We start from the raw sequence: 15,357 nt of genomic DNA, 5'->3' as shown, positions 1-15,357 counted from the left end.
GGGGCATCTTTATTTTTATGGTTTTCTTTAAGCTGCGTTTAATTTTTACATTCTACGACAATATTCTTAATTGTATACCAACGAGTGAATCGTAAACCACTTTGACATATTCTCACACTTTCTTATTCCGTCGCCTATTCTTTCAATATTTTACTTCATTCATCATCCAACTTTTTTATGCTAGTAAATAAATGAATAAATGTTAGAATTGTTAGTAGATTGAAATAAAGCAAAGCGAAGGGGTGTTACTGTTGAATTTAAAAAAAGTGACAAAAGAAGAGGCAACAGAAACGATTCTATTAGCTAAAAAGGACAAAGGGTTATCTTTCGATGAAATCGCAGTCTCCATTAATCGTCATCCTGTTTGGACTGCAACCGCCATTATGGGTCAGGCTTCCATGGATCAAGAAGAGGCAGATAAACTTGTGGATATTTTGGGACTTGATCCTTCCATTTCTTCATCGTTACAGGAAATCCCACATAAAGGTTCCTTAGATGAAACGATACCTGTCGATCCATTAATATATCGTTTTTATGAAGTGATGCAGGTGTATGGTACGTCAATGAAAGCAGTGATTCACGAAAAATTCGGAGACGGAATCATGAGTGCCATTGACTTCACGATGGATATACAGAAAAAAGAAGACCCTGCAGGTGATCGTGTGGTCGTGACATTCGATGGCAAGTTTTTACCTTATAAAAAGTGGTAAAGTGAAAATATAGTAAAATAGTGTACACTCAACCATAACGGTTCCAGTTTTGAGGAGCAAAGTAATATATACGCATAAAAAGCACAGAATTGTTTTCTGTGCTTTTTAACATAGCTACGCTGCCAACCGCCAGGACGTTAAGGCTTGAAATTACCTGGCTGCCGCTTATAAAGATCGAAAGGTAGCTTCCATCGTCGTTGACTAAGTAATCTTCCACTTCAAGAAAAGCAGCTAGGTTGTAATTAGTTCAATTCGCAATTCTTATCTCCTACTCGGTGCATTTTCACACTACATTTTCCTATCCGTTAAAAGTCCGCTCCCCGCTATTATTCCCCTATAAAACAATATGTGTATAAAAACAGCGTTAATTCACATATATGTCAAGTATTCTTTCCACCCTTTTCAGCATAAATTATGTATAATGAATGGTGGGAAAGAGAGGAATAAGATGACTAGAATGTTGTATTTTATTATTATAGTTGCTTTTTTGGATACTTTTATCCAACTTCCTATTATTACACCATATGCCCTGGGACTTGGGGCTTCTTATACATTAGCAGGGGCGATCGTCGCTGTTTACTCTTTGACAAATATCGTAGGGAATATTTTGGGTGGGCATTGGATTGACCGTTTTGGCCGTAAAAAAATGTTGTTTAACGGGATGATTTTCGTTGCTGTCGTATTATTACTTTATCCGTTAGCCAAAACAGGAGAGCAGCTTTTGATTGTCCGATTATTGCACGGATTAGCCGGTGGCGTCCTTATACCTGCTGCCTTTGCTTATATCGGAGATCGCACAACAGAAGGATCACGTGGAAAAACGATGGCCTTCACTGGAGCCGGTATCGGGGTTGCCGCAATTATTGGGCCTGCTATTGGCGGAATCATGGCAGCTCGTTCGTCTATCTCAACCGTGTTTATTCTCGTTTCAATTTTATTTTTGATTACTGCTTTATTAACATTGAAATTTGTAACTGAATCGTTCTATACTACTGAGCGGGGAAAATTTAATTTTCAAGAATTTATCCCGCTGCTAAAGCATCCCCTTATTTTACAAGCGTCTTTAGCGGCATTTGCATTAATGATAAGCAATGGTACATTGGCTTTTGCGCTGCCATTGAACGTAGAGGAAATGGGACTTACTTCCGAAACAACCGGGATACTTCTAAGCATCTTTGGAATTGTTGCACTCGTTGTATTTTTAACACCATTAAACCGGGTGTACGATCAATTCTCTTCCATTGTTCTCGTTATTTCCGGTATATGTTTGATTAGTTTAGCACTCTTATTATTAAGTATCTTTGCTGGTCTTACGAGCAATGTAATAGCAATGGTCGTTTACGGGTGTGGATTTGCACTCATCTTTCCTTCTATGAACCGGATAGTAGCTGATGCATCGACTAAGGTGGATCGTGGCAAAGCATATGGTATTTTTTATGCCTTTTTCTCTTTAGGAGTTGTTGCTGGGTCTTTTATTTCCGGTGCCGTAGCGGAATTAATCGGACGGCCATTCTTAATCAGTGCATTGATTATGCTAATCATTACCGCTTTTATCGGTATGATCAAGAAAAAGGTTAATTAACTTTTTACTAGTCATAGCAAACTAATAATCAACAATAACAAAAACCCGAATCAAGCTCCCTCTAGCGTTGATCCGGGTTTTGAATGATACTTTTTATTTACTTGAATGTACGATAATTTGTCATAACATCTATTGCTGTCACTATAATGATAGCTTTTCTGCATACAGCCCTAACTTTTTTAATTGGTTGATCATTTCTTTTTTCTCTTCTAGCTCTAACCCACCAAATATGCTACTCAGTGCTTGCTCGTGTTTCGGAAAAATTTCTTTCATTAAATTTTCACCTTTCGTTGTGAGGGCGGCATGGGTAACACGGCGATCTTTCGGACACGCTTTACGCTGAAGCAACTTTTTTTCTTCCAGTTTATCTACAACATACGTAATACTGCTGCTTGCTAACAATACTTTTTTCCCAATGATTTGAATAGGTTGCTTTCCTTTATGAAATAACAATTCAAGCACGCCAAATTCCGTTAAATTTAATCCATAACTATTAATATCTTTGACAACTTGTTTTTCAATGGATTCTAAGGCTCGAGTTAATACGACAAATAATTTTAGTGCAGTTTTTTGATCTTCCAATTGATATTTATCTGTTGAACCCACCGTTATCCGTCCTTTGTGTATAATTTTATCTATTTCAGACGCTTTACGCACGTCTTGCAAGTCCATTAAAAAGTCACAGCCTGCCCGCGGTGACTGTGACTTTTTAATGGAAGAATAATAAAAATTTTAATCCCATTGATATGGGGTTTGCTGATATACATAGTAATTGAGCCAGTTAGAAAAAAGCAGATGCGTATGAGAACGCCACGTATTAAGTGGTCTTTGGGATACATCGTTATTAGGAAAATAGTTTTCCGGCATATCTATGTTAAGGCCTTTTTCCAAGTCACGATCGTATTCTTCTGCTAGTGTAGTTGCGTCATATTCCAAGTGACCGGTCAACATAATGTGTTTTCCATCTTTTGACATCATCATAAATGCGCCTGCATCTTCAGAAGTTGCAAGCAGAAGTAAGCGTGGATCATTTTGTATTTCATCTAATGATACTTCTGTATAACGGGAATGAGGTGCATTGAATTCCTCGTCAAATCCCCGGACAAGCTTGACTTTTGGTTCTAATAATTGATGCTTGAAAATACCGGAACACTTTTTGGGCAGTTCTTGTTTATCAATTCCGAAATGATAATACAAAGCAGCCTGTGCCCCCCAGCAAATATTCATCACGGAGGTTACATTATCTTTGGACCATTCCATGATTTCCGTTAATTCATCCCAATAGTTCACATCCTCAAATTGAAAATGCTCAATAGGCGCACCAGTAACAATTAGGCCGTCATAACGATTATCTTTTACATCATTAAATGTTGAATAAAATGTATCTAGGTGTGATTTGCTTACATTTTTTGATACATGGGTAGCTGTATGCAAAAAGGTAATATTTACTTGTAAAGGGGTGTTTCCCAAAAGACGCAACAGCTGTAGCTCTGTTTTTTCTTTTTCCGGCATTAAATTTAAAATGAGTATATTAAGTGGGCGAATATCTTGTGTTCTAGCACGATCTTCGTCCATTACAAAAATCTTTTCATCTCTGAGCAATTCCCGCGCAGGCAGCTCTTTCGGTATATTAATTGGCATTATTTATCACTCCCTATTCCCTGCTAATGTGTTCTATTATATAATTGTTGAAATAGTTGTTCAATACGCTAATCGATATCATTCACTTACTAATGGCGTGCTTCATTAAAAAATGCTACTCAATTTTCGATACTAGTTAATAGCTATTTAAAAACGAGGATTACATATTCTTTAATGCTTGAATACGACTTTCAATAGGTGGATGCGTTGCCCATAGACTTCTTTTCTTTTTCCGACGTTTTTTAGAAAATGGTTGCGCAATGTACATCGATGCCGTCGCTTCCTTTGCATTTTTGACATCCCCAGGATCACCGCTTATTTTACGCAAGGCATTGATCAAACCTACTGGATTTCTCGTAAATTCGATTGCTGTAGCGTCCGCTAAATATTCACGATTCCTGGAGACGGCCAACCGTACCATTTGGGCTGCAATCGGGGCTGCTATAATTAATACAAGAGCGATAATAAGGAGCGCCGGATGCGTTTTTCTGTCGCCACCACCGCGTCGTGCACCACGGAAAAATAACATTCTTGAACCGACATCGGCAATAATGACAATAACACCGACAAGTGCAATACATATTGTCATTAAACGAATATCGTAATTTCGGATATGTGCTAACTCATGTGCAGCAACTGCTGAAACTTCTTCCCGGTTTAACTTTTCCAACAAGCCGGTCGTAAAAGCAACGGCCGCTTTTTCCGGCTTTACTCCCGTCGCAAAAGCATTTGGTGTGTCGTCGTGAATGATGTATATTTTAGGCATCGGCAACCGTGCCGGGATCGTTAATTCTTCAATAATATCAAATAATTCGGGGCTATCCTCGCGCTTTATTTCTTTTGCACCGGACATGTTTAATACTTGGCTGCTGGCTGACATATATGTAATCGGAATATAAAACACCAAAATAACGGCTGTAATGATCAGTCCGGAATACATATCATTATTAAATAAATACCCGATCGCCCAACCAGCAGCCATCACAAGAACCGTAAACAGGATAACGAGTCCGACGGTTTTGCGTTTATTCTGTTGAATTTGTTTATACAACATCTATGAAGCCCTCCATTAAAAACTAACCGTTGGAACCTCGCGTTCCTCTTCCGGAATCGTTAACTGTTCTTCTCCTTGGAAATTAAGCATACCTGCAATAATGTTCGTTGGAAAAGATTCACGTTTAATGTTATAGTCAGCGACTGTTTTATTATACAATTGACGCGAATAAGCAACTTTATTTTCCGTTGAAGTTAATTCCTCCTGTAAATTAAGGAAATTTTGATTCGCTTTTAAGTCCGGATATGACTCCGATAAAGCAAAAATGGACTTTAATGCCCCTTGAATTTCATTATCCGCTTCAATCCGCTCTTGTGGAGAACCGCTGATTAACTGATTCCTTGCTTGAATGACTTTTTCCAATGTTTCTTGTTCATGTGTCGCATACCCTTTTACTGTATTTACTAAATTGGGAATTAAATCATGTCGTCTTTTTAACTGTACATCGATTTGGCTCCATGATTCCTTAACCCAATTACGATATTTAATTAAACTGTTATATGTTGTCATTAAGTAAATTCCGATAATGACAATCAGTACAATAACCACAATAATTGCGATCATTTTCTTCATCCTTTCTCCGTAACAATTGATACACCTATTATAGCATATCAGCCTATAAAAGGTGGTGCGATTCATTTGTCCACACCTTTTCATATATATGCCCTCATTCTTTACTTATACTTTTTTAAAGTCGATTTTTAAAAAGTGCCTGTAGAATACTACTATGGTAAAAGAAGTACATTTCTTGCGGACGCTGTAACTCTGTTTGGAAACCAGTGTTCATTACAGAAATAAGAATTAGATGACGGGAGCGCTATATTCTGGATTCGAAGAAGAATATCCGTACTTATGGCATTGTGTCCGTACTTTGGGGCGTTATATCCACATTCGAGACGATTTATCCGTACTTAGAGACGTTATATCCACACTCAAGGCGATTTATCCGTACTTTGGAGCGTTATTTCCACACTCAAGTCGACTTATCCATACTTTGAAGCGTTATTTCCACACTCAAGACGATTTATCCATACTTTGGAGCGTTATATCCACACTCAAGTCGACTTATCCATACTTTGAAGCGTTATTTCCACATTCGAGACGATTTATCCGTACTTAGAGACGTTATATCCACACTCAAGACGATTTATCCGTACTTAGAGACGTTATATCCACACTCAAGGCGATTTATCCGTACTTAGAGACGTTATATCCACACTCAAGACGATTTATCCGTACTTAGAGGCGTTATATCCACACTCAAGACGATTTATCCACACTGCTTTAATTTAACAAAAAGCTTTTTTCATATGAGCTAGTTTCATCCACAGAAACCTACCTGAAATTATTCAAAAACCAGAATTATAGCAAAAAAATAACACTTACTAACAACTTATCCCCAGGACTGTTAATAAGTTTGTTCGTTATGATTATATCAACCCGTTAAATGTGAACAAAAATGTGTGTAATTCACATAATCTCTGTGGACAGTGTGGATAATAACGAGAAATTTCATTTTGTTTTGTGGATAATACAAGGGTTGACAGTGGATAAGTACTTTTTAATTTCCAGTTAGAAGTGTTAATACATGAAATTTCAGATAAAATTGCTTCTACTACTATAATCGTCCACAATCGAAAAGAAGTAGCATCGATTGCCCCCTTTTTATAAAAATGAACGAATGTAGTTATACCTCTTTTTTTGCATCTGCACTATATTACAGTCGTTTGATTTTGCTCTTTTTGGCTAATCTACTTACAAATGCATTAAGAAAGGTACGTGTTAGGATGAGCATCAATTATCGGATTGAAATACCCCGGGACAAAGGAATTGATTGTAGTCCTGCATTAATGTTGGAAGGGTATCAATTTATTTCAAACCGTCGCAAAAAATATCGATCCAATATTTTTCAAACGCGCTTAATGGGAGAAAAAGTGATTTGTATCAGTGGAGTAGAAGCAGCGGAATTACTTTATGATGAAAATAAATTTAAACGCAATGGGGCAGCTCCGAAACGCATACAGAAAACTTTATTTGGACAAAAAGGTGTACAAACATTGGATGATCGATTGCATAAACATCGAAAACATTTATTTATGTCTCTGATGTCAGAGGAGCGCTTAAACACACTTACAAAAATGACTGAAAAGCAATGGGAATCCGATACTGCTGATTGGGAATATCTCAAGGGAATAGAGTTGTACGAAGAAGCAAACAAAATAATGTGCCAAGTCGCCTGTCGTTGGTCAGGAGTTCCTCTGCAGAAAGAAGAATTAAACGAGCGGACAAATGATCTTGCGGCAATGATCGACGCTTTTGGGGCGGTCGGTCCAAGACATTGGAAAGGCCGAAGTGCTCGATCAAAAACAGAAAAATGGATTCGCACCATCATTGCTCAAGTTCGAAATGGAAAGTTGACACCTTCTGATAAAACAGCTCTCTATCAAATGTCCTGGCACCGAGACCTTGACAATGAGCTAATGGATGTAGATATTGCAGCAGTTGAGTTAATCAATATATTAAGACCGATTGTAGCGATTGGAAGATTTATTACGTTTGGTGCATTGGCATTACACACATTTCCCGAAACCCAAAAGAAGCTGCAACTAGACGAAAATAATTTTGATCAAATGTTTGTTCAAGAAATACGACGGTATTATCCGTTTACTCCTTTCCTTGGTGCCCGGGTGCGTAAAGACTTTTTCTGGGGCGGATATGACTTTAAAGAAGGGACTTTGGTTTTACTAGATGCATACGGTATGAATCATAACCCAGATTTATGGGAAAGTCCGGAACAATTCAGACCGGAGCGTTTTGACGATAGAACTCAAAACCAATTTATTTTTATCCCACAAGGCGGTGGTGATTATATGGGAGGGCATCGTTGTGCCGGCGAGTGGGTAACAATCGAGGTAATGAAAAAAAGTCTGAACTTCCTAGTAAATAAGCTAGACTATGAGGTTCCGGAACAGGATTTAAGCTATAGCATGAGCCGAATGCCTTCCATCAATCGAATAAGCTTCATCCACATTCGCTCACGAAGCCGGGCAACAATCATTTGACCAACAGCCGTTAATAAATAGATAGAAAAACCGCTAATAACTGCTTGAATAATAAATGCAGCCCCCAGTGCAACAATAATCGGAACACTTATTGAGGCGACAGAAAAACTATCAACCAGATTTTTTGTTAGTAACGGCACAACTAGACCAGCTAACGTGGTAAAAACACTTGCCAGTAAACCGAGCGTTAAGTAAAGCTTCGGGATTCTTGTAGATAATATAAGAGTGTAAAATGCTTTTAGTCCACGTTGTTGTTTTTTCATCAGCCAATCCCCATTCATTCAAAGAGCACTTTATCTTTTCCTTTTCATTATGACTTTACTTTCAATAAAGCGCCAGCACGTTCCCTTACAAAAAAATTGTGGTAGCTCATTTCTTGCATACTTTTTACGTAAGCCGCTCATATTAAGTGTATATTACTACTGAATAAAGGAAAAATTATACTCAAGCTTTGTACATATTCCTCTTTTAATGGATGATGCATTTTTAATCAGATGTATTTTGGAATAGTCTCTTCGCTTTTAACCGGAAATTTTTTTAAAATATTAACCTGTCAAAAAGGAGTGATTCTTATGTCGAACAATGATAACGAAAATGATGGACAGAAAAAAGAAGAAATGAGTCGAAGAAAGTTTATGAAAAACACCGGGATTTTGGCGGGTGGTGTCGTTGGTGGGTCACTGCTTGGTGGATTACTGACGAATCAGTTTCAATCGACACAAGAAACGGATACAAAGGCACCTCCCGAAGAGCATTTCCAGGAAGCTCGCGTCTTCTTTAGTCGAAAGGAAGACTTTAATATCCTATCGATCGCGACAGAGCGTATATTTCCGGAAGATGAAAACGGCCCCGGAGCTATCGAATTAGGGGTGCCTTACTTTATTGATAAGCAACTGGCGGGATCGTGGGGTACGAATGCGAAGGAGTATATGCGAGATCCTTTCCGCCAAAATAAGCAAACCAGTGAATACCAGAAAAAGGATAGTCCACAAGATAAATCAGGACCGAATACATCCACAAAAGCGCCTACCCCAACACCGAGATATCAATCAAGAATGAATCGCGGTGAAATCTTCATTCAAGGATTAAGACGAATGAATGAAATAAGTCAGAAAAAATTCAATGTAAAATTTACCGAAGCAGAGGAAGATCAGCAAATCGAAGTGATGCAGGCGTTTGAAAATGATGAAATCGAAATGACAGGTGTTGCCGCTGTTACCTTTTTCAATTTATTACTGCAAACAACAATAGAAGGCGTGTATGCAGACCCGGTCTACGGTGGCAATAAAAACATGATGGCGTGGAAGATGAAAGAATACCCAGGTCCGCGAATGGCTTATTTAAATGATATTGAAAAAGAAGAATTTATCGTCATGGAACCAAAAAGTTTAAGGGACTACCAAACATGATTTTTATACGAAGTGAGGTTATATATAATGGCAATTAAATTAGATAAAGTCGATGTTGTTGTCGTTGGAACCGGTTGGGCTGGTGGCATCATGGCTGCAGAGCTTGCTAAAGCCGGAAAAAAGGTAGTTGCATTGGAACGTGGGGAACGCCGAGAAACTGCAGATTATACCGGCGTCAAAGATGAACTGCGTTTTACGAATCGGTTTGATATGATGCAAAATCTGTCACATGAAACGATCACATCTCGCAATACGCTGGATGAAACAGCTTTACCCGTACGGACAAGAGATGAAATGATGGCTGGTACCGATTTAGGTGGCGGAAGTGTCCACTGGGCCGGTGCAACCTACCGCTGGTTGCCTTATGATTTTGAAATTTATTCGAAAACCGTTGAACGATATGGAAAAGAAAAAATACCGGATGGGATGACGATTCAGGATTGGGGGATCACATACGATGAAATGGAAAAATACTATGACCGATGGGAAAAGACCTCTGGCATTTCAGGTGAGCCAGATCCGCTTGGCCCTGACCGATCATACGATCACCCTACCCCACCATTAAAAGAATCGCCTCCAATCAAACTATTTAAAGAGGCAACAACAAAGCTCGGTTATCATCCGTATCAGATAGCTGCCGCTAATCTATCGGAAAGATACGAAAATCCGGATGGGGAAATCATCAACCAATGCCAATATTGTTCTTTTTGTACGCAATATGGATGTGATTTCGGTGCAAAATCGGATTCACTTGTGACGGTCATCCCAACCGCTGTAAAAACCGGAAATTTTGAGTTACGGAACGAAACATACGCACGTCGCATCTTGCATAAAGGCGGGAAAGCGACCGGTGTATTATATGTCGATACTAGAACAGGGCAGGAATATGAGCAGCCCGCGGATGTTGTTGCTCTTGGTGCTTTTACATTTACGAATAACCGATTATTAATGCTATCTGAAATTGGCCAGCCGTATGATCCAAAAACACAAACTGGTGTCATCGGACGTAACTTTAATGGCCAATTTAATATTACATTCCTTGGAGCGAAAGGTTTTTTTAAGGATAAAAAGTTCAATCTTTATATGGGTGCAGGAGCACTTGGTGGTACAATGAGCGATTTTGCTGGCGATAATTTCGACCATTCAAATATGGATTTTATAAATGGCGGTGGATTGGAGCTTCGACAATATGGAGATGGAGCCATTGCAAGTAACCATGTCCCGAAAGGAACACCAAAATGGGGGAAAGAATTTAAGAAAAACTCCTTATTTTATGCCAATCGCTATTTACAAATTTGGTACACCCCTGCCGTTATGTCTTGGTGGCACAATTATTTAGATTTGGATCCAACCTATAAAGATGACTTTAATGATCCACTCATACGTGTAACGAATAAATACACCGACCAAGACCGAAATATAGCAAAGTTTGGCATCGAGAAATGCAAAGAAATTATGGAGGAAATGGGTGCAGATATCATTGATCTGGATGAGATACCTGGAGAATTTGACCATATTTATCAAGGCGGACATTATGCCGGCGGGGTGATTATGGGAGACGATCCTGAAACGTCAGCCGTTAACAATTATTTACAAATGTGGGACATGGAAAATCTCTTTGTCGTTGGTGGCTCCGCATTCCCACAATTTGCCGGGCACCATCCAACTGCTACAATCGGTGCTTTAGCGTATCGTGCGTCAGAGGGAATGGAAATGTATTTGAATAACGGTGGAGGGTTGCTTGCACAAGCAACGACTACTGAAAAAAGAACGGGATAATAATATGAGAATTATATGCCAAACAACAAAAGCGGGGTGATAGTTATGGGAATTGGCAGTATAGGCGTACCAGGATTAATTTTGATCATTGTTCTTGCATTAATTATTTTTGGACCAAAAAAACTTCCCGAACTTGGGAAAGCAGCAGGCCAAACGTTACAAGAATTTAAATCGTCAGCCAATGAATTAATGAGTGACCAAGAGCCTTCCACTGAAAAAGAACAGGAAACTAATGAAAATCATGCAACGAAAAAGTAAATAAGCGGAATGAAAACGAGTCTAGAGAATTCCAGGACACGTTTTCATTCCACTTTTTATGATGATCCTGTTTCCTTACCAATTCCAAAAGCCGACTTCATCTACTTCTATGGTGTTAATCAACGGTTCGTTTTCTAGTTTTAATATCTCTTTTGTCGGACCAGTTATAACGATTCCATAATGATTAAATCCGTTCTTTTCAAGGTATCCTATCCGCTCATCCAAGTCTAAATTCATGCCTGTATACAGTTTTTCAGCCATCTTTTCATGTTCTTGCAAAAACCGCAACGTTTTTACAAATTGCTCATGGAGCACTTCGGTATCCCCTACTTCATAACTTGGGGAGGAATAGCTTTCGGAAACCGTCTTATTGAAGAAAGACCCTTCTTCTTCGTACGATTGCTGGACCATATCATCTTCATGCCAGATTGGAAATGAAGGAAAACCGAGTGGATCCAAAATGACTCCACCAAAACCCTCATCTTTTCCTTCTATTCCCGTATCGACAGCGAGCCACAAAATATCGAAATTTTTGCCGGAAAATTGATCGAACACAGCTTTCGTATTAACGATTTCATTAAAAGACACATACGCACTAACCACAGTTCCTTCAGGAAGATGTCGCAACCTGTCCCAATCTGACATGCCACGGTCGCCCACTTCCTGATATGTGAAGGCCGGTTGATTCTGTGATTCTGTTCCATACATATTCCTTTCTGGAAAACCCATTAGTGAAAACAGAAACGGGACTTTCATTTCTCCAACAGTAATATTTTCATTCCCAACCTTTTTCCTTATGTCACTCGTTGCATTCATACGAAATAAAAAGTCTACATTCGAGCTGGTCCCCCCCAAATATCCGTATGGTTCCGTAACCGTTACTGTTTGGTCGATAACATTTCGAAAAACTTCGATGCGATCCGGTTTTCCCCATGAATAATAGACTGTAGTTAAAACAGTGGAGACGATAATAAAAAGAAGAATGATTCCAAGTGCAGTAAATGCTGTTTGCAAGCGGGCTTTCCACTTGCTCCACCTTAACACTTTATTTGTTTTCGCCTGTGTTGTTTCAGGTGGTTGTTCGGAATTGCCTCTTTCCAAGTGATCCTGATATTGTTCCAGTTTTTCCAACTCTTGTTCAAATGCTTTTAATTCTTCTCCTTCTAATAATCCTTTTTCATATCTGTTCAATCTATCTTTAAACAAATCACTCATTTTTTTCCAACTCCTTTTGCTTTCGGATCACTTGACGACCACGAAATAAACTTACTTTAAAACTGGCCAACGACACATCCATGACTGCTGCCGCTTCCTTGTATGTTAATTGATGAAAGTCATGCAACAGAATCGCAAGCTTTTGTTTCTCTGCCAATTGGCCCATTTGATTCACAATCAATTGAATTTCTTCATCAATCATTACTGTTTCTTCCGGTGTTTGCTTTTTATCGAAAAAACCTCTTAAGAAACGATCTCCTTTTAATTCAATCCGCTTTTGCTTTCGGTAGTAATCGATAAATGCATGGTAGGCAACGGTAAACAGCCAGGTTTTAATGCTTCCAGTTTTATTTTCATCGACATGTAAATACGCCCGTAAAAATGTTTCCTGCACCAAATCTTCTGCCGTATGATGACTGTTACATAGGGAGAGGAGAAAACGGTATATATCTTGAAAATAATAACTGTAAATCGATTCCACAGACTGCCTCATCCTTCTCCCCCTCTACTAATAACACGGATCAGTGAATAAAAGGTTACACATTTCCTACAGATTTTGAATTTTGTTTTAAAAGACCGGCGATATTTGCTTCAGCCTTCTGTATTATCTGGGTTTCCCTTGCAGACCAGCTCCCTTAATCCAGTTCTCGCAAAACTATTACAATATGGTAACTTGTAATCCTTCTAGCGCAATGTAAAGACGGGAGTTGTAATCCTTTTGCCATTATACGACAGCTTGATTTATTTAGCATTCAGCGTTAAGACATAACCGGCTACAAAAATATGATACAATCATTTCTACAATCCGTATGAATTAAAATGATGAAATTATTCTATAGGCACTTGCAAAACGCGTTTTTGGCAAAGGGGCAAACTTATTCATTGCACGCATATGTTGACTACATTTACTCATGTGCGCATTAATACAATGACGCTACACTGCAAAAGTCGTGCTAGATATTTTAAAAATGGAATGGGTGCAAAAATGCAAAATAAACTTAAGTTTTGCTTGTTTTTAATCTTATCTTTAATCATCTTGGCCGGGTGTACGGTAGATCAGGGTTCGGATAATATAGACGCATATAATGCAGAAGTCACTTCTATTAATGAATTAGATGCAACAGACCATTTCCGGAATGGCGCACTAGAGCATATACTTGAAGGAGAGGTAAATGCAAAAGGACAGGCAGTTGGCTTTCATTATGATCGCCTACCAACGAAAAAGGGAGAAATTATTCCCGGAACAAAAACGGATCCAAATAAAGAAGGCGTTTTCGAAGCAGCAATTACTGTAAATGGAGTGGAAAAGGCCGGAAATAATGGGAAGTCATCATTTTTCCCGGATGATTGGGATACACAAGAAGTGATCGATGCGATAAATGACGCTTATGAAACCAAAGTACACATAAACGGCAATACATATGATGGATTGACGAATGATGGGGTGCACATCCGAATGTACCTCGATCAAAATGAAAAGATTATATCAGCATTTCCTATTTATTAGGTTTAGGAGGTTGCTCGAATGTATCAATTGAAGGAAAAAATTTTGAAAAATAACGGTCGGGAAAAAAAAGTGCTTGTCATTCAATTTGATAAGCAAGAAATGGACATCGTCGGAGAATTTCTAATGACAGATGCAAGCTTGCTCCATTACCAGGTACTTGATGAATTGGCATCTGTTTTAGCAGGGGAGAAAAAAAACGCTTATTTTGTCGGAAACCGATGCTCTTTAATTATTCGGAAAGAGAAAACACGTGTGGAAGATTTACTTGAGGAAATGGGTAGTGATGTAGATTCATTATCACCAGTTGAAATGAATACGCTCAAACTAAAGAATTTAATTGAAATGTGGCGCAGGGAAATAAAAGAATACGATAAACAATAGTTGTATTTCGATATATCCGCACTTACAGCGATTCATCCGCATTTGCAAAGGATTTACTTTTTTCAATTGTAAAGGAGTTGGATCCAATGCTTATCTTTTCCATCATTGCTTATTCTACTTTACTAGTGGCAATTGTCTCAACAATTTTGGCCTTGACCGGCAAACATTCGTGGTATTGGATTGCTGCTATCGGGATTTATATTTTCAGTTTTTTGGCAGGTTTCTCCATTGGGCAACTGACGGTTGGGTTAACCTTTGTACCGTTAACATTAGCGATCGCCCATTCCTTTGGTTGGATAAAAACCAACATACACGGCATAATTTTTCTTGGATTAGGTTTTTTATTCGGACTCCTCATGGTCATTTATGTCGATAATGCTTGGTTGTTTTTTGGCTCTTTGTCAAATAGTGTTGGTGGCTGAATTAAGGTCGCTAAAATATTAATGATTCGGGATCTGTTAATCTTGCCGCTTAAGCGGCAGGATAAACAGATTCTTTTTGTTGGTTTACAATTGCTTTTAACTTGAAATGAAGCATAATTCTATTTTTAAAGTTATTAAAGTTTTGGTAGCCATATGCAACTCGATTTAATACTTTGATTTTATTATTAATGCCTTCAATTCGACCATTACTGTATGGATGTGAAAGACTGTGCTCTATAAAAGGCAAGTGTTTTTGTAGTGTTTTTACGCTTGTTCTCATATAGCGTGAGATTGTACTTAAGTTAACCGTCGATAATATGTCTTCGAGTGTCTTGAA

Annotated in this window: 16 protein-coding genes and 1 pseudogene; 9 read left to right on the top strand and 8 right to left on the bottom strand. The window is 38.5% G+C overall.

Going from position 1 to position 15,357, the window contains the following annotated elements; all coding sequences use genetic code 11:
• Positions 1–251 precede the first annotated feature (251 nt).
• Together cynS and ACLIBG_RS10920 are read left to right on the top strand one after the other, a co-directional pair.
• Positions 252–710: a cyanase gene (gene cynS / locus ACLIBG_RS10925; protein WP_439312796.1), complete on the top strand. Its 459-nt coding sequence runs from the start codon at positions 252–254 to the stop codon at positions 708–710.
• A 448-nt stretch (positions 711–1,158) separates the two neighbouring features.
• Positions 1,159–2,292, top strand: coding sequence for an MFS transporter (locus tag ACLIBG_RS10920; RefSeq protein ID WP_439312795.1), 1,134 nt, complete (start codon positions 1,159–1,161; stop codon positions 2,290–2,292).
• Between the two features lie 141 nt (positions 2,293–2,433).
• Here the strand turns inward: ACLIBG_RS10920 and ACLIBG_RS10915 are convergent, their stop codons facing one another.
• From ACLIBG_RS10915 to ACLIBG_RS10900, 4 genes are all read right to left on the bottom strand, one after another.
• Positions 2,434–2,898, bottom strand: coding sequence for a MarR family winged helix-turn-helix transcriptional regulator (locus ACLIBG_RS10915; RefSeq protein WP_439312819.1), 465 nt, complete (start codon positions 2,896–2,898; stop codon positions 2,434–2,436).
• Between the two features lie 126 nt (positions 2,899–3,024).
• On the bottom strand, positions 3,025–3,933 hold the full coding sequence (gene metA, locus ACLIBG_RS10910; RefSeq protein WP_439312794.1) for a homoserine O-acetyltransferase MetA: 909 nt from the start codon (positions 3,931–3,933) through the stop codon (positions 3,025–3,027).
• Between the two features lie 160 nt (positions 3,934–4,093).
• The gene (gene htpX, locus ACLIBG_RS10905; RefSeq protein WP_439312793.1) at positions 4,094–4,987 is read right to left on the bottom strand and encodes a zinc metalloprotease HtpX; all 894 of its coding nucleotides are present in this window, start codon (positions 4,985–4,987) and stop codon (positions 4,094–4,096) included.
• 15 nt (positions 4,988–5,002) lie between these two features.
• Complete coding sequence (locus ACLIBG_RS10900) at positions 5,003–5,551, bottom strand: LemA family protein (protein WP_439312792.1); 549 nt, start codon at positions 5,549–5,551, stop codon at positions 5,003–5,005.
• Between the two features lie 1,223 nt (positions 5,552–6,774).
• On the opposite strand from ACLIBG_RS10900, the gene ACLIBG_RS10895 reads away from it, so the two are divergent.
• Positions 6,775–8,049 carry a cytochrome P450 gene (locus ACLIBG_RS10895; RefSeq protein ID WP_439312791.1) on the top strand — a complete coding sequence of 425 codons (1,275 nt, stop codon included), beginning with the start codon at positions 6,775–6,777 and terminating at the stop codon, positions 8,047–8,049.
• Here ACLIBG_RS10895 and ACLIBG_RS10890 read toward each other — a convergent pair.
• Positions 7,995–8,312: pseudogene (locus ACLIBG_RS10890) on the bottom strand (ABC transporter transmembrane domain-containing protein); the annotation flags it as partial. The gene ACLIBG_RS10895 and the pseudogene ACLIBG_RS10890 sit on opposite strands and share 55 nt — an antisense overlap.
• 309 nt (positions 8,313–8,621) lie before the next feature.
• Between ACLIBG_RS10890 and ACLIBG_RS10885 the strand changes: the two are divergent.
• From ACLIBG_RS10885 to tatA, 3 genes are read left to right on the top strand one after another with little or no spacing between them, the layout of a single operon-like run.
• On the top strand, positions 8,622–9,458 hold the full coding sequence (locus ACLIBG_RS10885; protein WP_439312790.1) for a gluconate 2-dehydrogenase subunit 3 family protein: 837 nt from the start codon (positions 8,622–8,624) through the stop codon (positions 9,456–9,458).
• A 27-nt stretch (positions 9,459–9,485) separates the two neighbouring features.
• Positions 9,486–11,237 carry a GMC family oxidoreductase gene (locus ACLIBG_RS10880; protein WP_439312789.1) on the top strand — a complete coding sequence of 584 codons (1,752 nt, stop codon included), beginning with the start codon at positions 9,486–9,488 and terminating at the stop codon, positions 11,235–11,237.
• A 45-nt stretch (positions 11,238–11,282) separates the two neighbouring features.
• Positions 11,283–11,495: a twin-arginine translocase TatA/TatE family subunit gene (gene tatA, locus ACLIBG_RS10875; protein ID WP_439312788.1), complete on the top strand. Its 213-nt coding sequence runs from the start codon at positions 11,283–11,285 to the stop codon at positions 11,493–11,495.
• Between the two features lie 75 nt (positions 11,496–11,570).
• Here tatA and ACLIBG_RS10870 read toward each other — a convergent pair whose 3' ends face one another.
• Both ACLIBG_RS10870 and ACLIBG_RS10865 read right to left on the bottom strand, forming a co-directional pair.
• Positions 11,571–12,710: an anti-sigma factor gene (locus ACLIBG_RS10870; protein ID WP_439312787.1), complete on the bottom strand. Its 1,140-nt coding sequence runs from the start codon at positions 12,708–12,710 to the stop codon at positions 11,571–11,573.
• Positions 12,703–13,203 (bottom strand): sigma-70 family RNA polymerase sigma factor, encoded by a 501-nt coding sequence (locus ACLIBG_RS10865; protein WP_439312786.1) that lies wholly within the window; start codon positions 13,201–13,203, stop codon positions 12,703–12,705. Before ACLIBG_RS10865 ends, ACLIBG_RS10870 begins: the two co-directional genes overlap by 8 nt.
• Positions 13,204–13,695: 492 nt before the next feature.
• Between ACLIBG_RS10865 and ACLIBG_RS10860 the strand changes: the two genes are divergently transcribed.
• The 3 genes from ACLIBG_RS10860 to ACLIBG_RS10850 all read left to right on the top strand — a co-directional run bounded on the left by ACLIBG_RS10860 (position 13,696) and on the right by ACLIBG_RS10850 (position 15,020).
• The gene (locus ACLIBG_RS10860) at positions 13,696–14,217 is read left to right on the top strand and encodes an EndoU domain-containing protein (RefSeq protein WP_439312785.1); all 522 of its coding nucleotides are present in this window, start codon (positions 13,696–13,698) and stop codon (positions 14,215–14,217) included.
• A gap of 18 nt (positions 14,218–14,235) precedes the next feature.
• Positions 14,236–14,598 carry a hypothetical protein gene (locus ACLIBG_RS10855; protein ID WP_439312784.1) on the top strand — a complete coding sequence of 121 codons (363 nt, stop codon included), beginning with the start codon at positions 14,236–14,238 and terminating at the stop codon, positions 14,596–14,598.
• Positions 14,599–14,684: 86 nt separating this feature from the next.
• Positions 14,685–15,020 carry a hypothetical protein gene (locus ACLIBG_RS10850; protein WP_439312783.1) on the top strand — a complete coding sequence of 112 codons (336 nt, stop codon included), beginning with the start codon at positions 14,685–14,687 and terminating at the stop codon, positions 15,018–15,020.
• A gap of 49 nt (positions 15,021–15,069) precedes the next feature.
• Here the strand turns inward: ACLIBG_RS10850 and ACLIBG_RS10845 are convergent.
• Positions 15,070–15,357: transposase (locus ACLIBG_RS10845; protein ID WP_439312782.1), on the bottom strand; the 288-nt coding region annotated here is incomplete at its 5' end.

The organism is Virgibacillus sp. W0181 (assembly GCF_051846915.1).
Classification (GTDB): Bacteria; Bacillota; Bacilli; order Bacillales; family Amphibacillaceae; genus JBPYCR01.
This window is presented reverse-complemented; position numbering and strand designations above follow the sequence as displayed.